Here is a 23,177-nt window from a genome sequence, read left to right as displayed (position 1 = left end):
GACGGGCGTCGCCGTCGGACACCCCGGCCCCGCGGCTCCGGTCCACGCCGGTCCGGCGTGATCCGGACGAGAGCCCTCGGGTGTTTCGTCCGGATCGGGCCGGATCGGCCCCGCGAGCCGGGCGTGAACCGGACGCGAGAGTCCTCAGTCGCGCGCCAGTCCGAAGCGTGCCCGCAGACCCGTGCGCTCGTCGGCCGCCACCGATGCCGCTCCGTCCGTCACCGTCTCGTACACGGCGAGGATGTCCGCGCCGACCGTCGACCAGTCGAAGCGGCGCACGTGCGCCGCGCCCCGCTCACGCAGTTCGGCACGACGCTCCGGATCGCCGAGCAGCCGGATCGCCGCCGCCGCCAGCGCGTCGGCATCCTCGTTGGCGAAGAGTTCGCCCGCCGAGCCCAGGTCCAGGACCTGCGCGAACGCGTCCAGATCGCTCGCGAGGACCGGCGCGCCGGCCGACATCGCCTCGACCAGGATGATGCCGAAGCTCTCGCCGCCCGTGTTGGGCGCGACGTACACATCGACGCTGCGCAGCAGCCGCGCCTTGTCCTCGTCACTCACCATGCCGAGGAATTCGACGCGTCCCCGCATCTCCTCGGGCAGCGAGGCGACGGCCTCCTCCTCGTCGCCGCGGCCCGCCACCAGCAGCCGGGTGTCCGGGCGTGCGGTGAGGATCGCGGGCAGCGCCCTCATCAGGACGGGCAGACCCTTGCGGGGCTCGTCGATGCGCCCGATGAAGCCGATCGTGCCGCCCTCCCGGCTCCCACCACCACCCTCGACCGGGCCTCGCGCCCCCTCCGACTGCCACTCGGCCTTGGGTTCGGCCGTGGCGAAGAAGTCGACGTCGACCCCGTTCGGGATGACGACCGCGTCGCCGCCCAGGTGCTCGACCAGGGTCCGGCGCGCGTACTCGCTCACCGCGATCCGCGCACTGATCTTCTCCAGCGCGGGCTGCAGGATCGGGTACGCGGCGATCATCGCCCGGGAGCGCGGGTTGGACGTGTGGAAGGTGGCGACGATCGGCCCCTGCGCGGCCCAGCAGGCGAGCAGGCCCAGCGACGGAGAGGTCGGTTCGTGGATGTGGATCACGTCGAAGGTGCCGTCGTGCAGCCAGCGACGCACCCGGGCGGCCGAGAGGAAGCCGAAGTTCAGCCGGGCCACGGAGCCGTTGTACGGGACGGGCACGGCCCGGCCGGCCGAGACCACATAGGGCGGCAGCGGCGTCTCGTCGTCGGCGGGTGCCAGCACCGACACCTGATGTCCCAGCCGGATCAGGTGTTCGGCCAGGTCCCGGATGTGGAACTGCACGCCGCCCGGGACGTCCCAGGAGTACGGGCACACGATGCCGATCTTCAAGGCCGGTCCTCCCGGTTCTCCAGGTCGGCCGACCAGAGCCGCTGCAGCATGTGCCAGTCCTCCGGATGCTCGGCGATCCCGACGGCGAAGGCATCGGCCAGCGCCTGTGTCATCAAGGACGTCATCTCCGTACGACTGCCTGACTCCGGCACCTCGACCGGCGGATGGATGCGCGCCTTCATCACAGGAGTGTCGTCATAACCCAGTGTGACCGGCAGGAGCAGGGCCCCGGTCTGCTGGGCCAGCAGCGCCGGTCCCGCGGGCATCCGCGCGGCGTCGCCGAAGAACGTCACCTCGACGCCGGACGCCGACAGATCGCGGTCGGCGACCAGACAGACCAGGCCGCCGGCACGCAGCCGCCGCGCCAGGGTGCCGAAGGCCGAGCCGCCGCTGTGCGGCAGGACCTCCATGCCGAGGCCCTCGCGGTAGGCCACGAACCGGTCGTACAGCGTCTCGGGCTTGAGCCGCTCCGCGACCGTGGTGAAGGGCACCTTGAGATCGGTGGTGACCCACGCTCCCGCGAGGTCCCAGTTCCCCAGGTGCGGAAGGGCGAGGATGACGCCGCGGCCCGCGTCCAGCCCGTCGGTCAGCCGGTACGCGTCCGTCACGTGTATCGACGCCTTGATCCGTTCCGGACTCCAGGTGGGCAGCCGGAACGACTCCATCCAGTAGCGCATGTACGAGCGCATCCCGGCCTTGGAGAGCGCGGCGAGCCGGGCCGGGGACGCCCCGGGCACGACCCGCGCCAGATTCGACTCCAGCCGCAGCACGCCCTTCCCCCTGCGCTTCCACGCCTGGTCGGCGATGGTGCGGAAGAGTGCGCGGGCGGCCGGTTCGGGGAGCTTCTTCACGGCGGCCCAGCCGAGCCCGTACAGCCCGTCGGTCAGCCGGTCCCGCAGGCCGGTCCGCGCCTCGCCCGGTGCGCTGCTCACTGCGCGGCCCCGCTCCCCCGGTCCGCGGCTGCGGCCTTGGCCGCATCGGCCGCATCCGCCTCCGCGGACTCGCGGCGTACGGTCACGACCCGCTGCACCAGCGTCACCAGACTGCCCGCGGCGACGATCCACAGCGCGATCGGCAGCAGGATCTGGATCCCCGGGACGCCGAACTTGTGCAGACCGGCGAATCCGGCGGCGACCAGCGAGATCACCAGCCGCTCGGCGCGCTCCACGAGCCCGTTGACCGCGACCGGCAGCCCGATCGACTCGCCGCGCGCCTTCGTGTACGAGACCACCTGGCCGCTCGCCAGGCAGAAGATCGCGACCGCGCACAGCACGTTGTCGTCGCCCTTGCCCGCGTACCAGAGCGCGAACCCGCCGAAGATCGCGCCGTCGGCGACCCGGTCCAGGGTCGAGTCCAGGAACGCGCCCCAGCGGCTGGAGATGCCGGCCTGCCGGGCCATGTTGCCGTCGACGAGGTCGGAGAACACGAAGATCGTGATGACGATCGTGCCCCAGAAGAACTCCCCCATCGGGAAGAAGACCAGCGCACCTGCCATCACCCCGGCCGTACCGATCAGAGTGACCGCGTCGGGGCTCACGCCGAGACGGAGCAACAGTGCGGCGAACGGTGTGAGGACACGCGTGAAAAATGCACGCGCGTACTTGTTCAGCATGGCCTTCCCGAGGTTCGGTGGGCCGAGCGGCCCCTTCGGCCACCGGCTGGCCCATCGTAGTCACGCGCGCCGGACTCCACCGTCCGGGCACCCGGCCTCGCGCGGCGGGGCGCGACGTATGGACGCAATCCGGCCTGAGTGGAAAGCTCGAATTACCGCGGGCGTCGCCGCAGCCGCCGCGGCGGCTCGACGTGCCCGAGCTCCTTCTCCCCCACCGCGCCGGTTCTTCTTCCCGCTCCGCGCCACTCACTGGGAGGCACGCATCATGGGCGACAGGACACACGCACACACCGGGGCCGCCGGCAGGGCAGCGACGGCCGACCGGCCCTCATCCGTACGGAATGTGGTGCTGGTCGGCCACAGCGGCTCCGGAAAGACCACCCTCGTCGAGGCCCTCGCGCTGACCGCGGGGGCGGTCAACCGGGCCGGCCGCGTCGAGGACGGCGCCACGGTCTCCGACTACGACGAGATCGAGCATCGCCAGCAGCGTTCCGTACAGCTCTCCGTGGTGCCCGTCGAATGGGGCGGGTACAAGATCAATCTGCTGGACACTCCTGGATACGCCGATTTCGTCGGGGAACTCAGGGCCGGTCTGCGGGCGGCGGACGCGGCCCTGTTCGTCGTGTCCGCCGCGCAGGAGGCCGACGCCGTGGCGGGCACCACCCGCGCCGTGTGGGAGGAGTGCGCCGCCGTGGGCATGCCCCGGGCGATCGTCGTCACCCACCTCGACACGGCCCGCACCTCGTTCGACGAGATGACCCGGGTCTGCGGGGAGATCTTCGGCGGCGACGACCCCGACGCCGTGCTCCCGCTCCATCTGCCCGTCCTCGGCCCCGAGGGCCCCGACGGGCACGCGCCGCTCACCGGGCTCACCGGACTGCTCACCCAGCGGATCTTCGACTACTCCTCGGGCGGGCGACGGGAGGATCCGCCCGCCGACGCCCAGCAGCCCCGGCTCCAGGAGGCCCGCAACCGGCTCATCGAGGGAATCATCGCGGAGAGCGAGGACGAGACCCTGATGGACCGCTACCTCGACGGGGAGCAGATCGACATCGCGACACTCCTCGACGATCTGGAACGCGCCGTCGCCCGCGGCGCCTTCCACCCCGTGCTCACCGCGGCCCCCGCCGCCGAGGGCGCCCGCCAGGGCATCGGCACGGTCGAACTGCTGGACCTGATCACCGGCGGCTTCCCCACCCCGCTGGAGCGCCCACTGCCCGAGGTCACCCCCCTGCACGGGGCCCCTCGGCCCGTCCTGACCTGCGACCCGCACGGGCCGCTGGTCGCCGAGGTCGTCAAGACCGCCTCCGACCCGTACGTCGGCCGGGTCTCCCTCGTCCGTGTCTTCTCCGGCACCCTGCGTCCCGACGAAACCGTCCACGTCTTCGGGCACGGCCTCACCGCTCCCGGCCACGAGCCCCGGCCCTTCCACGAGGCGGAGGTCCGCGTCGGCGCGCTCTCCTCGCCCTTCGGCAAACAGCAGCGCCCCCTCACGGCATGCATCGCCGGAGATCTGGCCTGCGTCGCCAAACTGGGCGACGCCGAGACCGGGGACACCCTCTCCGCCAAGGACGGGCCGCTGCTGATGGACCCCTGGACGACGCCCGACCCGCTGTTGCCGCTCGCCATCGAGGCACACAGCAAGGCCGACGAGGACAAGCTCTCCCAGGGACTCTCGCGGCTCGTCACCGAGGACCCGACCATGCGCCTCGAACAGAACCAGGACACCCACCAGGTGGTTCTGTGGTGTCTCGGCGAGGCCCATCAGGACGTGGCCCTGGACCGGCTGCGCAGCCACTACGGCGTCCAGGTCGACGCCGTACCCCACAAGGTGTCGCTCCGCGAAACCTTCGCGGCCCCGTCGACCGGGCGCGGTCGGCATGTGAAACAGTCCGGCGGCCACGGTCAGTACGCCATCTGCGAGATCGACGTGGAACCGCTGCCACCGGGCTCGGGCATCGAATTCGTCGACAAGGTGGTCGGCGGAGCGGTGCCGCGCCAGTTCATCCCCTCCGTCGAGAAGGGCGTGCGCGCCCAGGCCGCCCGCGGAGTGGCGGCGGGACACCCGCTCGTCGACGTACGCGTCACCCTGCGGGACGGAAAGTCCCACTCGGTGGATTCCTCCGACGCCGCGTTCCAGACGGCGGGCGCGCTGGCCCTGCGCGAAGCGGCCGCGGACACCCGCATCCAGCTCCTCGAACCCGTCGCCGAGGTCCAGGTCCTGGTCCCCGACGACTACGTGGGGCCGGTGATGAGCGATCTGTCGGGGAGGCGCGGCAGGGTGATCGGGACCGAGCAGTCCGGTGCCGGACGCACCCTCGTGCGGGCCGAGGTACCCGAACTGGAGATCGGCCGCTACGCGATCGACCTGCGCTCCCTGTCCCATGGCGCCGGCCGGTTCGACCGGACGTACGCCCGGCATGAAGCCATGCCTCCACAGCTCGCGGAGCGCATCCGCGAACAGCAGCAGAACAACCCGAACGACGCATAATCGACTGTGCCGCCCGCCCTTGTCCACAAGGGCGGGCGGCGCATTGATCCGGACGATACGCTGTGGTCCCAGCTCAGAAGGTGTGCCGGGCACGGCAGTTGGGAAACAGCCGCAGGAGCAGATGCTCGGCGGCGAGTGGGGGCGACAGTGGCCAACGACGGATTCGATTTCTCTCCGGGAGCGCAGATCCCGATCCAGGGCTCGGGCGGACAGGCGGTGGCGACGAACGCGCTCGCCTCGGCCGCGTACCGCGACAGCCCGGTGGAGCAGATCCTTGACGCCAACAGCGAGTGGCACAAGTCCGAAGTGAAAGCGGGCCGTTCCACATTCCTGAAGTCCGACTACTTCAAGCCCAATCTCGGTGAGGCGTTCTCCCGTGCCGTCCAGGAGCGGATGCTGGGAGGCGCCCGGAAGGCTCTCGTCCAGTCCTTCGGGACCGACCCGCAGTCGGTGGTCGAGCACTGTCTGTCCGCGACCCGTCTCCGCAGGGCACGCGATACCAAACTGACGGCCGTCACCGCCCTGTTCGGCTTTCTCTTCCTGCCCGGAATGCTCCTGTGGGTCATCACCTTCCGGCTGCGCGACGGGCTCAGCGGCACCAAGGACAAGGCCCTCGCCGCCCTGGGCAACGCCCTGCTCCCGGTCGTCGGCATCGTTGCCCTGGTCTTCCTGATCAAGCTGCCGCTCACCGGGTTCCTGGCGATCTACGCACGGGCGATGATCGTCGCCCCCGTCGTCGGCTGGCTCCTCGCCAAGCGGATCGCCGAGTCCTCTGCCAAGGACATGCGTGCCCGCTGGGAAGGGCTGCTCTCCGGCGGCGGCGTCATCGCCAAGATCCCCGAGGCCGTCCCCAAGAACCCGAACGAGACCGCCCGCGAGGCACTGCGCCAGGGCCTGGAGAAGCTCTCCGCCGAGCAGCAGTCCAACTCGGTCTTCTACGCGGGGCCCAAGGGAATCCTCGGCATGGGCACCCGCTGGGGCAGCTGGCAGCTCGCCGAGGAGCTCGTCTCCAAGGAGCCCGGCAAGGAGTTCCACCAGTTCCGCAGCTGGGACCTGATACGGGCCATCCACGACCAGCTCAAGGTGCTGGAGCGGGGGCCTCTGAACACCGGAGGATTCCCCACTCCGTCGGTCACCCACTGGATCGTGTCACCCGTCGGGGAGAACGCCGACTCGATCTCCCGCCCCGACGGCGAGGACGTCGCCACCTTCCAGGTCAAGCCGCACGAGATACAGCGGATCTGCAACCACCAGCAGTTCGGCGGTGGTGACCGGCACTACCTGGGCGTTCAGTTCACCCTCTGGGACGGTCAGTTGGTCATCACCATGATGATCACGGTCACCGTGCTCTACGAAACCCTGCGCATCGAGGTCACCGGGCACGCGCTCGGACCGGTGCACTCGCTCTTCACCAGCAAGCCCTCGGCGAAGACGAAGACGGTCAACAAGACCGTCCGGTTCTGGGAGACCCGCGACATCACCCTCGCACTGGTCGAACCCCGCGAGGTCGTCCGCCTGGCCCTGCGCGCCCCGTTCACCTGGTACCCGCCGCTCCTCGACTACCTGGGCGGCAAGATCGCCCTGCCCGAGCCGTTCGGTCTGCGCCACGCCTGGGCCGAGAAGCCGTGGCGCCACCGCTTCATGGCCGATGACGCGATGCGCGCCGCCACTCCCGTCCTGCGCGCCGTGCACACCGCGGCCCTGCGCGTCCTGGAGGAGAACGGCGTCGACACCGAACGCTTCGACAACCGCTCGATGATTCTGAGCGGAGCCGTGCAGGACCCGACCCCGCGCAAGGCCGACCTGTACGACGCGTAGACGCACGTGGGCGCCCCGGCACAAGCGGGGCGCCCACGCGGGAACGACAGTCCGGATCAGGCCGTGGGCCAGGCGTCGGCCAGCATCGTGCGCGTATCGGCGAGCAGCTGCGGCAGCACCTTCGTATGCCCGATGACCGGCATGAAGTTGGTGTCGCCGCCCCACCGCGGCACCAGGTGCTGGTGCAGGTGCGCGGCGATACCGGCTCCCGCGGAAGCCCCCTGGTTCAGCCCGATGTTGAACCCGTGCGCGCCCGACGCCGCCCGCAGGGCCACCATCGCCCGCTTGGTGAAATCGGCCAGCTCCATGGTCTCCGGACCGTCCAGCTCGGTGTAGTCGGCGACGTGCCGGTACGGCACCACCATCAGATGCCCGCCGTTGTACGGATACAGGTTGAGCACGGCGTACACCTTCTCGCCGCGCGCGACGACAAGCCCGTCCTCGTCCGATTTCGACGGGATCGCACAGAACGGACAGCCGTCGCCGGCCTCCGGGCCGGTCGGCTTGTTCTCGCCCTGGATGTACGCCATCCGGTGGGGCGTCCACAGGCGCTGGAACGCGTCGGGCGTCCCCACTCCGATCTGCTGCTCCGGCTCACTCGTCATGCCGATCAGCATATTGCTTCAGCCCCCCGCAGCGTGTCGCCGGGGCCGCACCCGTCGGGGCCCGGCAATGCTGAGGCGATGAGCGACCAGCCCGCGGAATCCGCCCCACTTCGTTTCAGGCGCTGGGAGCAGCGCACGGAATTGCCGCTCCTCGGCGCCTCGCTGCTCTTCCTGCTCGGATACGCGGTCCGCGTACTGGCTCCCCACGACGCGCAGCTCTGGCGGGGCCTCGCCCTCGTCCTGGTCTGCGCCACCTGGCTGCTCTTCGCCGCGGACTACGTCGTACGGCTGCGCCTCAGCCGGCTCGGCCACCACTTCCTCCGCGTGCACTGGCTGGACACGCTGGTCCTGCTGCTCCCCCTGCTGCGGCCGCTGCGCCTGATCCGGGTCTACACCGCGGTCCAGCGCCGCAGGGAGCAGCCGAGGCTGAGCCTGTACGCCCGCGTGATCGCATACGCGAGTGCGTCCGCTCTGCTGCTCGGCCTCTCCGCCGCACTCGCCGTGTACCACCAGGAACACCGGGCGGAGGGGGCCTCGATCCGTACCTTCGGTGACGCGGTGTGGTGGGCGTGCGAGACGCTCACGACGGTGGGGTACGGGGACACGGTGCCGGTCACACCGAGCGGCCGCACCGTCGCGGCGGGCCTGATGGCCTGCGGGCTGGGGCTGCTGGGCGCGGTGACCGGTTCGTTCTCGTCGTGGCTGTTGCACGTGTTCAGACGGGAGGACGAGAAGAGGCCCCCGGAGGGCGGGTAGCTCTCCGGGGGCCTCTGAACCCGTTCCCGTCGGGCCCGGGCTCCGCGCCGGTCGGATCCGGGCTCGGCGGCCGTCAGACCTGGACGCGGTCCTCGACGGCCTGCTGGATCTTGGCGAGGGCGTCCTCGACGGGGATGCCGTTCTCCTGCGATCCGTCGCGGTAGCGGAAGGAGACGGCGCCGTTGGCCATGTCCTCGTCGCCCGCGATGATCATGAAGGGCACCTTGGCCTTCTGCTGGTTGCGGATCTTCTTCTGCATCCGGTCGGACGAGGCGTCCACCTCCACCCGGAGCCCCTTCTTCCGAGCCTTGGCCGCGAAGTCCTGGAGGTAGGGGATGTGCGCGTCGCCGATCGGGATGCCGACCGCCTGGACCGGGGCCAGCCAGACCGGGAACGCACCCGCGTAGTGCTCCAGGAGCACCGCGAAGAAGCGCTCGATGGAACCGAACAGGGCACGGTGGATCATGACCGGGCGCTGCTTGGTGCCGTCCGGGCCGGTGTACTCCAGGTCGAAGCGCTCCGGCAGGTTGAAGTCGAGCTGCACGGTCGACATCTGCCAAGTGCGGCCGATGGCGTCCTTGCACTGCACCGAGATCTTCGGGCCGTAGAACGCGGCGCCGCCCGGGTCCGGGACCAGCGGCAGCCCCTGCTTCTCGGCGACCTGGCGCAGTGTCTCGGTCGCCTCCTCCCACACCTCGTCCGAGCCGACGAACTTCTCCGGGTCCTTCGTGGAGAGCTCCAGGTAGAAGTCGGTCAGACCGTAGTCGCGGAGCAGGTTCAGGACGAAGGTGAGCGTCCGGTCGAGCTCCTCCGCCATCTGCTCCCTGGTGCAGTAGATGTGCGCGTCGTCCTGCGTGAAGCCGCGCGAGCGGGTGAGACCGTGCACCACGCCGGACTTCTCGTAGCGGTACACCGTGCCGAACTCGAAGAGGCGCAGCGGAAGTTCACGGTACGAGCGTCCGCGCGCGTCGAAGATCAGGTTGTGCATCGGGCAGTTCATCGGTTTGAGGTAGTAGTCCACCCCGTCGTCGAGCTGCATGGGCGGGTACATGCCGTCGGCGTACCAGTCCAGGTGACCGGACTTCTCGAAGAGCTTGCCCTTGGTGGCGTGCGGGGAGTAGACGAACTCGTAGCCCTCCTCCTCGTGACGCCGACGCGAGTAGTCCTCCATGGCACGGCGGATGATGCCGCCCTTGGGGTGGAAGACCGCGAGACCGGGGCCGATCTCGTCCGGGAAGGAGAAGAGGTCCAGCTCGTTGCCGAGCTTGCGGTGGTCGCGCTTGGCGGCCTCCTCCAGGAACTCCAGGTGCGCCTTGAGCTCGTCCTTGGTGGGCCACGCGGTGCCGTAGATGCGCTGCAGCATGGGGTTCTTCTCGCTGCCCCGCCAGTACGCCGCGGCGTTCCGCATCAGCTTGAACGCCGGGATGTTCCGGGTGGTCGGCAGGTGCGGACCTCGGCAGAGGTCCTTCCAGCACAGCTCGCCGCTCTTCGGGTCGAGGTTGTCGTAGATGGTCAGCTCGCCGCCGCCCACCTCGACGTCCGCGCCGTCGCCGGCGTTCTCGACGGAGTCCGAGCCCTTGATGCCGATGAGTTCCAGCTTGTACGGCTCGTCGGCCAGCTCCTCGCGGGCGGCCTCGTCCGTCACGACCCGGCGGGAGAACCTCTGTCCCCGCTTCTGGATCTCCTGCATCTTCTTCTCGATGGCCTTGAGGTCCTCGGGAGTGAACGGCTTCTCGACGTCGAAGTCGTAGTAGAAGCCGTCCTTGACCGGCGGACCGATGCCGAGCTTGGCCTCGGGGAAGAGCTCCTGCACCGCCTGCGCCATGACGTGCGCGGTGGAGTGCCGGAGGATGTTCAGGCCGTCCTCGGAGGAGATCTCCACAGGCTCGACGACCTCTCCGTCGGCGACGGCGTACGCGAGGTCCTTCAGCTCGCCGGCGACCCGGGCGGCGACGACGGTGCGCTCGCCGGGGAAGAGCTCGGCAGCCGTAGTGCCCGTCGTCACCACGCGCTCTTCCCGCTCGGAATCGCGTTGGATGATCACACGGACGTCTGACACCGGTCTCTCCTGACTCAGGGGGTACGCACGCCATGCGTGGTGCGCGTGCGATACGAATCGTACCGAGCCGCGGGCCCCCTCTGCGAAACGGTCGAGCCGCGCTCCCCCGCGGTACGCCCCCACGTCACTGTTCCCCGGTGCACGCCTCCTCGAAATGGTCGACGTTCTCCTGGAGCGACTTCATCAGCCGGTCCCGTTCCGCCTCGTCCACCTGCACGGGCACCACCTGCGAGGCCCTGGTCAGCCGCCGGAAGCCGCCGCGGCTCTCCAGCCTGCCCTCCACCCGGACCGGCAGCCCGACCAGGTGGGCGTGGCCGGCGATCCGGTACGCCTCCTCGTCCAGCTCCAGCCGTACGTGCGGCACCTCGGCACCGGCCAGCACCCGCAGCCGCACGACTCCGGCGCCGCGCGGTCCCGAGCGGCGCAGCCTGACGACGGCGCCGGTGATCCGTACCGTCACCGCGGGTTCCTCCCTCAGGTAGCGGGCGCCCGCAAGGCGCAGGGCGGGCAGGTCCCCCGGGGTGAATTCCACCGGCTCGGGGCGGACCGGGCAGCCTTCGGGGATTCCGGCGGCGGGTGCCCATTCCAGTGCGACGCCGGCCCCTTCCGAGCCCCGGACGAGTGTGATGAGGGCCTCGGTGAGTTCCCGGCTGACGCCCGCCCCGACGGCGGCGTCGAAGGCTTCGAGCCCCCCGGTGGCCCGCTGGTAGTCCACGGCGTCGCGCGTGGCGTGCAACGCGTGGTGGAGCCGTACGGCGACGGCGCGGCCCGGTTTCACGGGGACGAACGCGGTGAGGCCGCGCCCGTCGGACACGGGTGGGACGAGGATGCCTTCGAGGGCCGCGCGCGCCCGGCGGCGGTGGCGCGCCCCGTGGTAGCCCGTGCGTCCCCGCACGGCCAGGGCTCCGGCGAGCAGGACCTGCCGGGCGGCGGTGCGCAGCTGTTCGGCGCCCGTCCAGCTGGCCGCTCCGGCCACTCCCCCGACCGGTTCGGGGGCCTCGCGCCACCAGCGGATCTCGTCGCTGGGTACGGCGAGGGAGATCAGGACCTCGCGGGCGGAGGGGGCGGCACTGCGGGCGAGCGCGGTCAGCGCCTCGCCGAGAAGGTCCTCGCTGTCGGGAAAGGCGGTGGTGTCGGGGACGAGAAGGCTCGTACCCCCGCCGGGCGGGGCCGGTGGTCCCGGTGGCGTCCAACGGCCGTAACGCCCGGCCGCCCCGCCGCGGCGCTGCCAGCCGTGCCGGTGGAGCAGGGCCCCGAGGACCGCGGGGTCGACGCGGGCGGGGTCGGGGACGTCCCCGAACGGCTGGAAGGCGGTGGGCCGTGGTGCCGCCGATCCGCCGGGGTGCGGGCGGGTGGCCGACGGGATCGCTTCGTCGGCGGATTCGTCCATCGACCGGTGCATCAGGGTCTCCCTCCCGCCCCTACGCGGGTCATGATCTCGCAGAGCGCCCGGTCGTCGAACACGCGCGAGGTCGGGATCCGCACGGTGGTCCGGTGCCGGCCCGTCACCGCATGGCCGGCCAGGTTGGTCCAGTAACAGCAGTGCCGCAGGTCGAGCCGGTCGTGCCCGGCGCGCAGCCAGTCGTCCCGGCTGCGCGGCACGATCATCACGACCAGGATCTTGTGCACCGAGACGGGTGTGCGGGCGAGCTTCACGAGGTGTGCGTTGTCGAGCGTGAAGGCGAACGTCGGTCCCGGCGGCTGCGGCGGGATCTGGTAGGTGCTCTTCAGCTGCACCTTGATGGTCACTTCGTCGTCCACGGCATGACCGGGGGCGCCGTGGCTGACGTGCCAGTCGATGCCGTTGTCGGGGAAGGGCTGCGACAGGGAGCATCCGGCCGCGGCCGCGACCGCGTGCAGGTAGCCCACCTGAAGAGTCTCCATGCAGGCGGTGGTGGCGAGTGTGCCGCGCAGCGGTGCGATCCGCTGGGGCAACAGCCCGCTCGGTTCGGGCTTCGCGAGCGCCATGGCTGCGTGTGCCTTCCGGGCTGCGCCGATCGGTTCCTCGGTGCGGGGACGACGGGCAACTTCCTTGCCCGTCACTTGTGTTGTCACCGCACGGGACGGCCCGCAAACGGCGTATCAGGCAAAGGGGGCGGGTATCACCGGACCGGGCAGGGGAATCACGCCATCTGCCGTTCGGGCACGAGGAGTTCGGGGATGACTCACTGGTACGAAGGACCACTGGCCGCTTTTGACACCGAGACAACGGGAGTGGACGTCGAGGAGGACCGGATCGTTTCGGCCGCCCTGGTCGTGCAGGACACGGCAGGCGGACGGGTGCGCGTGACCCGATGGCTGGTGAATCCGGGGATTCCGGTACCCGCCGGGGCGACCGAGATACACGGCCTGACCGACGATCACCTTCAGCGCAACGGCCGTTGGCCCGCGCCGGTGATGGAGGAGATGGCCCGCGCGCTGACCGAGCAGTGCGCGGCCGGCCGACCGCTCGTCGTGATGAACGCTCCGTTCGATCTGACGCTGCTGGACCGCGAACTGAGGCGCCATCGCGCGTCGTCGCTCTCCGGCTACCTGCAGAACACTCCGTTGTGCGTGCTGGATCCGCGCGTGCTCGACAAGCATCTGGACCGCTACCGCAAGGGACGGCGGACCCTCACCGATCTCTGCGAGCTGTACGGCGTGGTGCTGGACGGCGCACATGACGCGGCAGCCGACGCGACGGCGTCGCTGGAGCTGGTACGGGCGGTGGCCCGGCGCTTCTCGTCCCGTCTGGAGCGGCTCACGCCGCCGGAGCTGCACACCTTGCAGGCCGTCTGGCACGCGGCGCAGGCGCGGGGCCTCCAGGCGTGGTTCGCGAAGAACGGCACGGCGGAGACGGTGGATCCCGCGTGGCCGCTGCGCCCGGAGCTCCCGGCCGCGGCATGACCGGACGGCCGTGCCGGTGGACACCGGTACGGCCTCCGCGTCCGGACACGCAGAAGCCGGCCCGTCGATTCTGCTGACGGACCGGCCTCTCCCGGGTGGGCGATACTGGGTTCGAACCAGTGACCTCTTCGGTGTGAACGAAGCGCTCTCCCACTGAGCTAATCGCCCGGGAACGGGTTGAACCATACAGGGCCCGGAGGGTCCGGTTCAAACCGCTGTCAGCCTGGCCGTGAGACCCCGGCGTCCGGCACGCATCATCAGGGCGTGGTTGGCCCGGAACACGGCGCGTCCGGGCACCGCGAGGAGCCGCATCAGCCGTCTGCGGACCTCGACCTCCTGCTCGTAAGTGGCCCGGCTGCCGCCCTCCCGCGCGGTGACCGTCCATCTGGCCCAGCCGTCGAGGTCCCCGCCGAGGGCCGCTTCGAGCACCCGGGCCGCGGGGTCGCGGCGGCGTTCGCGGACGGTCATGACGAGGTCGTACGGGAGGAAGGAGCGGATGCGGGTGGTACCGGTGGTGTCGTCGACCGACGTGACCTCACGGACCTGCGGCCACCAGCGCGGGTAGTCGTCGGGGCGTCCGAGGATCTCGTACACGGTGTCGGGCGGTCCCGGCAGGTCCCAGACACACACGAATCGGTAGTGACTCCAGTCCATGACCCCAGTCTGCTCGTACTCAGCCGGGGAACTGAGTATCCGAGCGCATGTCCGATCCTGTGGCTCGCGCCACACTCCGGTCCATGGAACATGTGCCGCCGCCCGCCGAGGAATTGGCGTTCCTCGATCGTGAGCTGGCCCGGCTGGACGCCCGCCGGTCCCAGTTGCTGATTCGCCGTGCCTGGCTGCTGAGTGTGCTCGGGAGCCCGGTCGCACCATCCGCCGCGCCGCCGTTCGCGGCTCCGCCCGGACTCCCTGCCGCACCGGCCGGACCGCCGCGCAGCGCGCAGAACGTACTGCTCACCCTGGGCGGTCTGCTGCTGACCGTCGCGGCTGTCGCGTTCACCCTGGTGAGCTGGGGCGACATGGGGATCGCGGGCCGCTCGGCGGTACTCGCGGTGGTGACGGTCGCGGCGCTGGCCGCTCCTGCCGCGCTGCTGCGGCGCGGCCTCTCCTCGACCGCCGAGTCGCTCGCCGCGCTGGCGGCGGTGCTGATGGTGCTGGACGCGTACGCGCTGCACCGGGTGGCCGTGCCCGAGGCCGACGGACGCGGGTTCGCCGCCGTCGCCGCGGCGGTGCTCGCCGCACTGTGGACGGCCTACGGACTGCTGCTCGACCGGCTCCGGCTGCCGCTGCCGCTCGCGGTGGTCACCGCTCAGCTGCCGCTGCTGCTGTGGGCGTGGTCGGCGGGTGCGGGCGCCACGACGTTCGGCTGGGCGCTGCTGCTGACGGCAGCGTCGGACTGTGCGATCGCGCTGTGGGGCAAGGGCGTCGCGGTGCGGGTGACGGCTTGCGTCGGTGGCTGGACGACGGGTCTGGTGGGGCTGCTGGTGGCCCTGGTGCAGTCGGTGTCCGCCGACGGGGTGCTGACCGCCTCGGCGCCGGGCGCGTTGTTGCTCGCGGGTGCGGCGGTCGCGGTGTTCGGGGCGTGGCGTGCGCCGTCGGCGCAGGCGGTGGCCGGTGGTCTGGTGGCCGGGCTGTGCGGGGTCGCGGCGGCGGGTGGTGTGCTGCGTGCCGAGGTGGGCTGGGACTGGTCGGTGCCGCTGTACCTCCTGTGCGGTGTGGTGCCGGCGGCGGCGGTGCGCACTTCGCTGCCGCGCCCGGTCGGGCAGGGCCTGGCCTGGGCTTCGGCCGCGGTGACCGCGGGGGCGGTGCTGGCCTCGCTGCCACCGGTCGGCATGTCGCTGATCGGTACCGTGACGCAACTGTTCCGGGTGTGGTCGGGGGTGCCCGACGGCGGTGTCCGCGGTGCGCTGGGCGCCGAGGGGCCGGCCTGGTCCCATCTGGTCGCCGCGCCCTTGGTGCTGCTGGCGGTGGCCGGTCTGCTGGGGGCGGTGCACCGGTTCTGGGAGCGGGTACTGCGGGCTGCCGGACCGGTCCTGTCGCCGGGGCCCGGGTGGCGGGCCGCCGCGGGGGCCGGTGCGGTGGCGCTCGGCTGGGCGGGGCTCACCGCCCTCCCCGCGGTACTGGGGTTCTCGTACGCCGCCGCTGTGACGGTGCAGTTGGTACTGGCCGCCGGGGTCTTCGTGGTCGCGGTACGCGGCCTGCGCGGCGGCCCGAGCGGCGTGGGGGCGACCGCCCTGGTGTGCGGTCTGCTCGGCGCGGCGGGCGTTGGGATGCTGTCGCTCGCCGCGGAGGCCGCGACGTACGCGGCGTTCACGGTGCTGCTGGTGGTGTTCGGGGCGGCCGCGGTGGTGCTGGGCGGCGCCGCGGCTCCGGCGGCGCGGGCGTCGCAGCCCGTGCAGTCGGTACCCGCGTGCGGCGCGGTGGTGTGCGCCATCGTGCTGGCCCGCGCGGTCGGGGAATCGCTGGGACTCGCCGGGTATCGGGCGGCGCCGGTCATGCTGGTCGTCCCCGCGGTGACGGCGCTGCTCGGGGCACGGCTGCGGGGCCGCCCACCCGCTCTGCCGGTCGAGCTGACCGGCGGCGTCGCGGGGGTGCTGGCGGTGGGCATGGCGGTGCCCGACCTGCCGTTCCTCGCGCTGGTGCTGGCGCTGTGCGGGGTACTGGCGGCGGGCACGGCCGTGCGGCCCGAGCGGCGACCGGTGGCCGGCCCTCTGGCGACGGTGCTGTTCGTCCTGGCTGCCTGGCTGCGACTGTCGGCTTCGGGGGTGTCGGTCCCCGAGGCGTACACCCTCCCGGTGACGGTGCCCGCCCTGGCGGTCGGCGTGCTGCGCCGACGCCGTGATCCGCAGGCGTCGTCATGGACGGCGTACGGGGCGGGGCTCGCCGCGACGCTGGTGCCGAGTCTGTTCACGGCGTGGGTCGATCCGCACTGGCTGCGGCCGCTGCTGCTCGGCGTGGCGGCGCTGGTGATCACCCTGGCAGGCGCGCGGCTGCGGCTGCAGGCGCTGCTGCTGCTCGGTGGTGCGGTGCTGGCCCTTGACGCTCTGCACGAACTCGCGCCCTACGTCGTCCAGGTCGTCGGCGCGCTGCCGCGCTGGCTGCCGCCCGCGCTGGCCGGGGTGCTGCTGCTGGTGGTCGGCGCGACGTACGAGCAGCGGCTGCGCGATGCCCGTCGACTGAAGGAGGTTCTGGGCAGGATGCGTTGACGGTGTGCCGCCCGGCCGGCCCGAGGCCCTGACGGACTCGGGCCGGCGGGTGGCCGTCACGGCCTTCGACGGGGTGCACCGTACACGGCGAAGACACGGCCGAACCGCCTCCGGCATGCGCACAGCAGGTGTTTTCCGCCCTGCCCGAATCCGGGATTTCCGGAAGGCGCCGGGAACCATGGTCCGGGTCCGGAGCCCGAACACCTTCCGGTGATTCCCGCGATCCGGCGAAACGGCCACGAAAGGCCGTCCCGATATCCGGATGTTTCTTCTCGCAGAGTGGATTCCGGCAATGCGCACGGCCACGGCCGTTGAATCGATGAAGAAACGCAAAGGGCCCGTGAGACTCTACGGTCTCACGGGCCCTCCGTTCCGGGTGGGCGATACTGGGTTCGAACCAGTGACCTCTTCGGTGTGAACGAAGCGCTCTCCCACTGAGCTAATCGCCCGGGCGCAGGCCAAACATTACCCCATGTCAGCGGTGCCCCATGACCACGCCCGGGTCACTCGTGGATCTTCCACGGCATGGTGACGCCGAACTTCCAGACGTAGATCCCCACCAGCACCACGATGATCACCAGACCGGTCACCGTGAGGATGATGTTGCGCCGCCGGACCTTGGGATCGAGCGCCCTCTGAGCGGCCTCGGTGACCTTCCTCCGCGTCCAGCGCAGCACCAGCTGCGCCCACACGAACTCGGTCGCCCAGATCGCCATGCCGCCGAAGATCACCAGCCAGCCGGGGCCGGGCAGCGGAAGCATGATGATCCCCGCCACGACCACCGCGAGGCCGACCACGAAGACGCCGACCTGCCAGCTCAGATGCAGTGTCCTGGACGCCTTGATGAAGCCGGGCGCCCGGGAGCCGAGCTCCCGACCCTCCCTGGTCACGCCCTCCGCGACGCCTTCCGCCACGTCTCCCGTGACGGACAACGGTTTCGTCGGCACGACGCCCCCGTCCCGCCCGTCGCTCTCCGCATTCATGGGGGCCAACCTACCGGAACGGCCTTCGTCACCGGAATGGCCGCATAACCCAAAGTTACACACCGCCGTACGAGCTACCTGAAGGGACACAAAAAGGTCAGAGGGGTTTACAACGCCACCGTAGGTGGCATGTCGATTTCGCCGACGTGCGAATCCCCGAGCGCACACTGAGCGAAAGGCCCTGGCGCTTATGAACACCACGGTCAGCTGCGAGCTGCACCTGCGCCTCGTTGTGTCGAGCGAGTCCTCACTGCCTGTACCCGCGGGCCTGCGGTATGACACGGCCGATCCTTATGCCGTGCACGCCACCTTCCACACCGGAGCGGAGGAAACGGTCGAATGGGTTTTCGCCCGTGACCTCCTTGCCGAGGGGCTGCACCGGCCCACCGGCACCGGAGACGTCCGCGTCTGGCCATCCCGTAGTCACGGCCAGGGCGTCGTCTGCATCGCACTGAGCTCCCCAGAGGGCGAAGCCCTGCTCGAAGCCCCGGCGAGGGCGCTGGAGTCGTTCCTGAAGCGGACCGACGCCGCAGTTCCGCCGGGCACCGAGCATCGACATTTCGACCTCGACACGGAGCTCTCACACATCCTGGCCGAGAGCTGAGCCAGGCCGAGAGCTGCACGGCGCCGTCCGACTCGGGGAGACGGCGCCGCGCGGAAAACCTCATAGGGATGACACCGACGCCGTCATCACGGAATCCACCGTGGTGACGGCGTCGGCGCACGCCACCCGGCGGTCGTACGCGCACGCACCGGCGCACGCCCCGAAGCCCCGAGAGGCCCGTGCGGGCCCGGGCGAGCGCCCGCGGCCCCATAACGCCACCGGGTGGCCGGTAAGCACTCCCCGCACCCGTGACGGGCCCTCTCGGGCCCCTGTGCGCCGTCGTCGAGCCAGTAGAGTCAGCCGGCATCGGCGGACACCCGCCCGCCGGAGGCCAGGGAGCGAAAGCGTGCTGATCCCCCACGACACCAGGATCGCCCTCGACACGGTGGTCGACCTGCTGAACACCGCACCGGAGAGCGAGCCGCCGGCGAGCGGGCGGCCGGAGGCCGGGCCGGTCGACGGGCTCGCCGGTATCGAAGCGCTGTACGACTTCGCGCGACGCCATCGCATCAGCGGCGTGGGCGAACTCGACGAGAAGGACCTGCGCGCCGTACGGGACGTGCGCACGCGTTTCGCCGCGATCTTCGCGACGGACGACGCCCGGACCGCGGCCTCGCTCGTCAACACCCTCGTGGCCGCCGCCGGCACCACACCGCAGCTCAGCAATCACGACGACTACGACTGGCATGTGCACTATTTCGCGCCGGACGCCTCGATCGCCGATCACCTCGCGGCCGACTGCGGCATGGCACTGGCCTTCATCGTGGTGGCGGGCGAGCAGGAACGGCTGCGGCGCTGCGAGGCGCCGGACTGCCGGCACGCCTTCGTCGACCTCTCGCGCAACCGCTCCCGCCGCTACTGCTCAAGCCGGACCTGCGGTAATCGTCTGCATGTGGCCGCGTACCGGGCACGCCGCAAGGAAGCGGCCGGCTGACCGTTCACAGCATGAAGAGATCATGCACCGCGGCCATCAGCAGCAGGCTGCCGATCACCGCGAGGAAGATCATCAGAGGGGGCTGGGAAAGCGCGAAGAGGCAGCCGCGCGGCTCTTCGGCAGGGGGTGCGGGGGCATCGCCCGGGGAGGTCTCGACCATCTCGAGACGATCATGACTCAGTTCGGCCCCTGTTGGCGATCAACACGCCTTTTCGCACAGGGAGTTCACCCACCCCTGCATGTGAAGAAATTCGCTCCGACGTCCGATCGGCCATCAGGTTTTCGGCACGGCGACCGGTGAACGGCCCCGCGCGGACATGGACGTTGCCCAACGCGGCACCGCACACACCGAATTCGGGAAACGCGGGAAGAGGGCCCGACCGGCCCTCGACGCACCATCGGAAGGGCCGGGACGACCGGATCACCGAACTCCGCTCCTTTGCAGTGGAGTTGGACCCGGAACGGCGCGATCGGGGCGAGGTCGACGAGCGCCGGTCTCAGCGTGGCGCCGCGCTGGAGGCGCGCACCACGAGCTCCGGCTGGAGCACCACACTGCGATGCTCATGGGTGCCGTCCTCGTCGTCCGCTTCCTCCAGCAGGAGTTCCGCGGCCATCCGGCCCATCACGACCGCGGGCTGGCGGACCGAGGTGAGCGGTACGGCAGCGGCTGCGGCGAATTCGATGTCGTCGTAGCCGACGATGGCGATGTCGTGCGGGACGCGCACGCCCGCCGCGTACAGGGCCTGCAGCACGCCGAGGGCGAGCAGGTCGTTGGCACAGAACACCGCGGTCGGCCGGGGGACGAGACCGAGCAGCCGGGCCCCGGCATCGCGACCGGCGGCCACGTCCAGACGGTCGGAGGGGATCTCGACGAGCGCTTCGGGCGGCAGCCCGGCGTCGGTCAGGGCCGACAGGGCACCCTCGCGCCGGTCCCTGATCTGGTGGAGGTCGCCGGGTCCGCTGACATAGGCCACCGACCGGTGGCCGGCCGAGACCAGATGACCGACGGCCAGAGCGCCGCCGCGCACATCGTCGACGGAGACCGCGCAGGTCCCCGTGCCCGACGCCACGCGGTCCACCAGCACGTAGGGGATGCGGTGGCGGCTGAACGTCTCCAGGTTGCGGCCGGTCGCGTCGGCCGGGGTGACCAGCACGCCGCACACCCGCTGTTCGGCGAAGAGTCCGAGGTATTCGGCCTCCTCCGCCGGGCTCTGGTCGCTGTTGCAGACCATGACGCCGAGACCGGCCGCGCGGGCGGCACGCTCGGCGCCCCGGGCCACGTCGACGAAGAACGGGTTGCCCATGTCGAGGACGAGCAGGGCCATGATCCGGCTGCGGCCCGCCCTGAGCTGCCGGGCCGACTCGCTGCGGACGTACCCGAGTTCCTCGATGGCCGCCAGCACCCGGGCACGGGTCTCCGGCAGCACCGCCTCGGGCCGGTTGATCACGTTGGACACGGTGCCCACGGAGACTCCGGCCTGCCGGGCCACATCCTTGATCCCTGCCACACGCGCCACTTGCCCTGCCCCACCGATGCCCTCTGCCGCACGGGTCCGCGGCGTCGCACCATCGTACGGACGCCGTTGCCCGGAGCCCCGTCGTCCCGGTCCGCCGCCTGGTTTTCACCACAGCACAATGAATTGTTTCAATCCGACCCCGGGACGCTAGCTGCGTCTCCGGACATCGTCAAGGCGATCCATGAATCGATTCACCGCCGAGGATACGAGTACCCCCGCCCCGGGAGGGCGGGGGCAGGGGTCAGATGCCGTGCTTCTTCAGGATGGCCTCGATGTCACTGAAGTCGTCGCCCGGCGCGGCGGACCGCTCCGGCTTCGCCTTCGCGCCCGACTGCGTCCGGGTCGCCGGGAGTCCGGAGCCCAGGGAGGGTGCCGAAGCCGCGGGAGCGACGGCTCCGCCCTGCGCCGCGCGCGCGGCGGCCTTGCGCTCCTTACGGGTTCCCAGGCCGCGGCGCTCGATCGCACGCGTGGTCATGAACAGCAACCACGCCACGGCCAACAGCCCGAAGCCGAGCCAGACGCTGGGCTTGAAGGCGATGCCGACGACCCAGTCCACGACTCCGGTGAGCACCAGGCCGATCGGGACCAGGGAATAGGCGGCGATACGGGCCGCGGTGAGGAAGCGCTTCCGGTACGCGCTGACGGCGGCGATGCCCAAGCCCGCCGCGGACACCGCGGAGCAGATGGTCTCGGCAAGCATCAGGGCCTCCAGGGCGCAAGGGGAAACGTCCCTTCCATCCTGCACCGCCCATCGGCCGGGCGGCCACGGTCCGGGCCCACATCAGGGACATTTCAGGGCCGGGATCATCCCCAGGTGCCGATTCGGCCGCGCCGGGCGTCCCGGGCCGGAACGGGACCGGGTGCCGATTGGGACGCACGGAGGAGCCCTGGGAGACTGGCGGCATGAGCGATTCCACCCCCGCGACCCCTGTCGTCCTCGACCTCTGGTGCGAGCTCCAGTGCCCCGACTGCCACCAGGCCCTCACCGATGTGCAGGCCCTGCGGGCCAAGTACGGGGACCGCATCGAGGTGCGGCTGCGGCACTTCCCGCTGGAGAAGCACAAGCACGCCCACGCCGCCGCGCAGGCGGCCGAGGAGGCGGCGGAACAGGGCAAGGGCTGGCCGTACATCGAGGCGGTTCTCGCCCGCACCGCCGACCTCGACCGCGCCGGTGAACCGCTCCTGATCGAGGTGGCGCGGGAACTCGGCCTGGACGCGGAGGAGATGGACACCGCTCTGATCGACGGACGCCACATGCTGATCGTCGATGCCGACCAGGCCGAGGGCAAGGCGATCGGGGTCACCGGCACGCCCACCTACGTGATCGGCGACGAGCGACTGGACGGCGGCAGGAGCCAGGACGGGCTGCGCGACCGCATCGAGGAGATCGCCGACCGCCTGCTCGCCGAGCGGGACTGAGCCGACGGGGCCCCGGGGCGCGCCGGGGCCCGCCCACCCCGGGACGGACGGGGCCGTTCCCGAACGCCGCCCTACAGTGATTTGGCCAGGTTGTACCGAGTCGTCCGGTAGCCGAGCGACTCGTACAACCGCAGAGCCGGCGTGTTGGACGCGAAGACGTGGAGCCCGAGGAGATGGGCGCCCGCGTCCAGCGTGATGCGCTCGGCCTGCCGCATCAGGGCACGTCCATGGCCGCGGCCCCGGTACTCCTCGCCCACCTCGACGTCGAAGACGAATCCGGTCTTTTCCTTTGGACCGTCTTCCTGCATCGACACCCACACGTGGCCGACGACCGCACCCCCGACGACCAGCACATGGAAACGCATGCCCGCGGTGTCGATGCCGTCCGGCAGGTTGCGGGCGTGGTCGGACCGGGACTTCTGCAGGGCCTGCTCGGCGGGGACGCCCTGGTCGATCCAGGACTGCGCGTACGTGTCGACACTGGTGCGCTGCCATTGCGCGAACTCCTCGGCGCTCATCGGGCGGGCGTCGACACCGTCCGGGAGCTCCGGAGCCGTCCGGTCGAGGTGCTTGAGCATGTTCCGGCTGCGTTCGGTGTAACCGAGCGCGGCGACCAGCCGCCGTGCTCCCTCGTTGCCCGCCGGTACCGAGAGGAACACCTGGTCGCATCCCCATCCGCGCAGCACCTCTTCGGCGGCGAGCGCGGCTATGGTGCCACGGCCTCGCCGCCGGCTCGCCTCGTCGATGCTCAGGGACCGGAGCTCACCGGCCTTCGCGCCGAACCTCGGATCCGTGCCGATCTCGACGGCGCCGACCGGGCGCCCGTTGTCGCACACGTCGTACGCGCGGCTCTTCGCGCCGTCGGCGCCTTGCTGGATCGGCCCGGTGGGCCGGAGGGTCGTGGTCATCAAAGACGTTCTATCCGCCGATCCCG

The 23,177-nt window shown here is 71.0% G+C and carries 21 protein-coding genes and 2 tRNA genes; 8 read left to right on the top strand and 15 right to left on the bottom strand.

The features are described from left to right. Window positions 1-144 precede the first annotated feature (144 nt). From ACIRP2_RS26360 to pgsA, 3 genes are read right to left on the bottom strand one after another with little or no spacing between them, the layout of a single operon-like run. A complete protein-coding gene (locus ACIRP2_RS26360; RefSeq protein WP_404254295.1) occupies window positions 145-1,353 on the bottom strand; it encodes a glycosyltransferase family 4 protein in 1,209 nt (402 codons plus the stop codon). Continuing rightward, window positions 1,350-2,285 (bottom strand): phosphatidylinositol mannoside acyltransferase, encoded by a 936-nt coding sequence (locus ACIRP2_RS26355; protein ID WP_404254293.1) that lies wholly within the window; start codon window positions 2,283-2,285, stop codon window positions 1,350-1,352. The genes ACIRP2_RS26360 and ACIRP2_RS26355 overlap by 4 nt, the downstream gene beginning before the upstream one ends. Beyond that, window positions 2,282-2,965 (bottom strand): phosphatidylinositol phosphate synthase, encoded by a 684-nt coding sequence (pgsA, locus tag ACIRP2_RS26350; protein ID WP_361444379.1) that lies wholly within the window; start codon window positions 2,963-2,965, stop codon window positions 2,282-2,284. Before pgsA ends, ACIRP2_RS26355 begins: the two co-directional genes overlap by 4 nt. A 265-nt stretch (window positions 2,966-3,230) precedes the next feature. Between pgsA and ACIRP2_RS26345 the strand changes: the two genes are divergently transcribed. Together ACIRP2_RS26345 and ACIRP2_RS26340 are read left to right on the top strand one after the other, a co-directional pair. Further along, the gene (locus ACIRP2_RS26345; protein ID WP_404254290.1) at window positions 3,231-5,456 is read left to right on the top strand and encodes an elongation factor G-like protein EF-G2; all 2,226 of its coding nucleotides are present in this window, start codon (window positions 3,231-3,233) and stop codon (window positions 5,454-5,456) included. A gap of 147 nt (window positions 5,457-5,603) precedes the next feature. Then, window positions 5,604-7,274 (top strand): hypothetical protein, encoded by a 1,671-nt coding sequence (locus ACIRP2_RS26340; RefSeq protein ID WP_404254288.1) that lies wholly within the window; start codon window positions 5,604-5,606, stop codon window positions 7,272-7,274. Between the two features lie 56 nt (window positions 7,275-7,330). Here ACIRP2_RS26340 and ACIRP2_RS26335 read toward each other — a convergent pair whose 3' ends face one another. Further along, complete coding sequence (locus ACIRP2_RS26335; RefSeq protein ID WP_404254286.1) at window positions 7,331-7,891, bottom strand: HIT family protein; 561 nt, start codon at window positions 7,889-7,891, stop codon at window positions 7,331-7,333. A gap of 66 nt (window positions 7,892-7,957) precedes the next feature. Here ACIRP2_RS26335 and ACIRP2_RS26330 point away from each other — a divergent pair, with 66 nt between their 5' ends. After that, complete coding sequence (locus ACIRP2_RS26330; RefSeq protein WP_404254284.1) at window positions 7,958-8,635, top strand: potassium channel family protein; 678 nt, start codon at window positions 7,958-7,960, stop codon at window positions 8,633-8,635. 73 nt (window positions 8,636-8,708) lie between these two features. Here the strand turns inward: ACIRP2_RS26330 and thrS are convergent, their stop codons facing one another. The 3 genes from thrS to ACIRP2_RS26315 all read right to left on the bottom strand — a co-directional run bounded on the left by thrS (window position 8,709) and on the right by ACIRP2_RS26315 (window position 12,662). After that, window positions 8,709-10,694 (bottom strand): threonine--tRNA ligase, encoded by a 1,986-nt coding sequence (thrS, locus tag ACIRP2_RS26325; protein ID WP_391740212.1) that lies wholly within the window; start codon window positions 10,692-10,694, stop codon window positions 8,709-8,711. A 124-nt stretch (window positions 10,695-10,818) separates the two neighbouring features. Continuing rightward, entirely contained in the window at window positions 10,819-12,096 is a 1,278-nt protein-coding gene (locus ACIRP2_RS26320) for a hypothetical protein (RefSeq protein WP_404254282.1), read from the bottom strand. After that, complete coding sequence (locus ACIRP2_RS26315) at window positions 12,096-12,662, bottom strand: DUF4365 domain-containing protein (RefSeq protein WP_376218160.1); 567 nt, start codon at window positions 12,660-12,662, stop codon at window positions 12,096-12,098. Before ACIRP2_RS26315 ends, ACIRP2_RS26320 begins: the two co-directional genes overlap by 1 nt. A gap of 192 nt (window positions 12,663-12,854) precedes the next feature. Between ACIRP2_RS26315 and ACIRP2_RS26310 the strand changes: the two genes are divergently transcribed. Further along, window positions 12,855-13,580, top strand: coding sequence for a 3'-5' exonuclease (locus ACIRP2_RS26310; protein WP_404254280.1), 726 nt, complete (start codon window positions 12,855-12,857; stop codon window positions 13,578-13,580). Between the two features lie 96 nt (window positions 13,581-13,676). Here the strand turns inward: ACIRP2_RS26310 and ACIRP2_RS26305 are convergent. Both ACIRP2_RS26305 and ACIRP2_RS26300 read right to left on the bottom strand, forming a co-directional pair. Continuing rightward, window positions 13,677-13,748: transfer RNA gene (locus ACIRP2_RS26305), tRNA-Val, on the bottom strand. Between the two features lie 39 nt (window positions 13,749-13,787). Beyond that, window positions 13,788-14,234, bottom strand: coding sequence for an SRPBCC family protein (locus ACIRP2_RS26300; protein ID WP_404254278.1), 447 nt, complete (start codon window positions 14,232-14,234; stop codon window positions 13,788-13,790). A gap of 83 nt (window positions 14,235-14,317) precedes the next feature. Between ACIRP2_RS26300 and ACIRP2_RS26295 the strand changes: the two genes are divergently transcribed. Then, a complete protein-coding gene (locus ACIRP2_RS26295; protein WP_404254276.1) occupies window positions 14,318-16,786 on the top strand; it encodes an SCO7613 C-terminal domain-containing membrane protein in 2,469 nt (822 codons plus the stop codon). Between the two features lie 377 nt (window positions 16,787-17,163). Here ACIRP2_RS26295 and ACIRP2_RS26290 read toward each other — a convergent pair. Together ACIRP2_RS26290 and ACIRP2_RS26285 are read right to left on the bottom strand one after the other, a co-directional pair. Continuing rightward, a tRNA-Val gene (locus ACIRP2_RS26290) sits at window positions 17,164-17,235 on the bottom strand. 54 nt (window positions 17,236-17,289) lie between these two features. Further along, window positions 17,290-17,769, bottom strand: coding sequence for a TIGR02611 family protein (locus tag ACIRP2_RS26285; RefSeq protein ID WP_404254274.1), 480 nt, complete (start codon window positions 17,767-17,769; stop codon window positions 17,290-17,292). 190 nt (window positions 17,770-17,959) lie between these two features. Here ACIRP2_RS26285 and ACIRP2_RS26280 point away from each other — a divergent pair, with 190 nt between their 5' ends. After that, entirely contained in the window at window positions 17,960-18,373 is a 414-nt protein-coding gene (locus tag ACIRP2_RS26280; protein ID WP_003959770.1) for an SsgA family sporulation/cell division regulator, read from the top strand. A 346-nt stretch (window positions 18,374-18,719) separates the two neighbouring features. Next, a complete protein-coding gene (locus ACIRP2_RS26275) occupies window positions 18,720-19,307 on the top strand; it encodes a CGNR zinc finger domain-containing protein (RefSeq protein ID WP_404254272.1) in 588 nt (195 codons plus the stop codon). A gap of 4 nt (window positions 19,308-19,311) precedes the next feature. On the opposite strand, the gene ACIRP2_RS26270 is transcribed toward ACIRP2_RS26275, so the two are convergent. From ACIRP2_RS26270 to ACIRP2_RS26260, 3 genes are all read right to left on the bottom strand, one after another. Continuing rightward, window positions 19,312-19,467, bottom strand: coding sequence for a hypothetical protein (locus ACIRP2_RS26270; protein WP_404254270.1), 156 nt, complete (start codon window positions 19,465-19,467; stop codon window positions 19,312-19,314). A 337-nt stretch (window positions 19,468-19,804) separates the two neighbouring features. Beyond that, window positions 19,805-20,824 carry a LacI family DNA-binding transcriptional regulator gene (locus tag ACIRP2_RS26265; protein ID WP_376279660.1) on the bottom strand — a complete coding sequence of 340 codons (1,020 nt, stop codon included), beginning with the start codon at window positions 20,822-20,824 and terminating at the stop codon, window positions 19,805-19,807. A gap of 241 nt (window positions 20,825-21,065) precedes the next feature. Then, window positions 21,066-21,524 (bottom strand): hypothetical protein, encoded by a 459-nt coding sequence (locus ACIRP2_RS26260; protein WP_404254268.1) that lies wholly within the window; start codon window positions 21,522-21,524, stop codon window positions 21,066-21,068. Window positions 21,525-21,727: 203 nt separating this feature from the next. Between ACIRP2_RS26260 and ACIRP2_RS26255 the strand changes: the two genes are divergently transcribed. Continuing rightward, window positions 21,728-22,243 carry a DsbA family protein gene (locus ACIRP2_RS26255; protein ID WP_404254266.1) on the top strand — a complete coding sequence of 172 codons (516 nt, stop codon included), beginning with the start codon at window positions 21,728-21,730 and terminating at the stop codon, window positions 22,241-22,243. Window positions 22,244-22,314: 71 nt separating this feature from the next. Here ACIRP2_RS26255 and ACIRP2_RS26250 read toward each other — a convergent pair whose 3' ends face one another. After that, window positions 22,315-23,151, bottom strand: a complete 837-nt coding sequence (locus ACIRP2_RS26250; protein ID WP_404254264.1) for a GNAT family N-acetyltransferase — start codon at window positions 23,149-23,151, stop codon at window positions 22,315-22,317. Window positions 23,152-23,177: the final 26 nt, after the last annotated feature.

The sequence above is a fragment of the Streptomyces sp. NPDC101194 genome (assembly GCF_044767885.1).
In the GTDB taxonomy this organism is placed as follows: Bacteria; Actinomycetota; Actinomycetes; order Streptomycetales; family Streptomycetaceae; genus Streptomyces.
This window is presented reverse-complemented; position numbering and strand designations above follow the sequence as displayed.

Bases quoted from the DNA above. Each gene is read 5' to 3' on its own strand.
- pgsA (WP_361444379.1), bottom strand. From the start codon at position 2,965: ATGCTGAACAAGTACGCGCGTGCATTTTTCACGCGTGTCCTCACACCG.
- ACIRP2_RS26345 (WP_404254290.1), top strand. From the start codon at position 3,231: ATGGGCGACAGGACACACGCACACACCGGGGCCGCCGGCAGGGCAGCG.
- ACIRP2_RS26335 (WP_404254286.1), bottom strand. From the start codon at position 7,891: ATGCTGATCGGCATGACGAGTGAGCCGGAGCAGCAGATCGGAGTGGGG.
- ACIRP2_RS26330 (WP_404254284.1), top strand. From the start codon at position 7,958: ATGAGCGACCAGCCCGCGGAATCCGCCCCACTTCGTTTCAGGCGCTGG.
- ACIRP2_RS26320 (WP_404254282.1), bottom strand. From the start codon at position 12,096: ATGCACCGGTCGATGGACGAATCCGCCGACGAAGCGATCCCGTCGGCC.
- ACIRP2_RS26315 (WP_376218160.1), bottom strand. From the start codon at position 12,662: ATGGCGCTCGCGAAGCCCGAACCGAGCGGGCTGTTGCCCCAGCGGATC.
- ACIRP2_RS26310 (WP_404254280.1), top strand. From the start codon at position 12,855: ATGACTCACTGGTACGAAGGACCACTGGCCGCTTTTGACACCGAGACA.
- ACIRP2_RS26300 (WP_404254278.1), bottom strand. From the start codon at position 14,234: ATGGACTGGAGTCACTACCGATTCGTGTGTGTCTGGGACCTGCCGGGA.
- ACIRP2_RS26295 (WP_404254276.1), top strand. From the start codon at position 14,318: ATGGAACATGTGCCGCCGCCCGCCGAGGAATTGGCGTTCCTCGATCGT.
- ACIRP2_RS26285 (WP_404254274.1), bottom strand. From the start codon at position 17,769: ATGAATGCGGAGAGCGACGGGCGGGACGGGGGCGTCGTGCCGACGAAA.
- ACIRP2_RS26280 (WP_003959770.1), top strand. From the start codon at position 17,960: ATGAACACCACGGTCAGCTGCGAGCTGCACCTGCGCCTCGTTGTGTCG.
- ACIRP2_RS26270 (WP_404254270.1), bottom strand. From the start codon at position 19,467: ATGGTCGAGACCTCCCCGGGCGATGCCCCCGCACCCCCTGCCGAAGAG.
- ACIRP2_RS26260 (WP_404254268.1), bottom strand. From the start codon at position 21,524: ATGCTTGCCGAGACCATCTGCTCCGCGGTGTCCGCGGCGGGCTTGGGC.
- ACIRP2_RS26255 (WP_404254266.1), top strand. From the start codon at position 21,728: ATGAGCGATTCCACCCCCGCGACCCCTGTCGTCCTCGACCTCTGGTGC.
- ACIRP2_RS26250 (WP_404254264.1), bottom strand. From the start codon at position 23,151: ATGACCACGACCCTCCGGCCCACCGGGCCGATCCAGCAAGGCGCCGAC.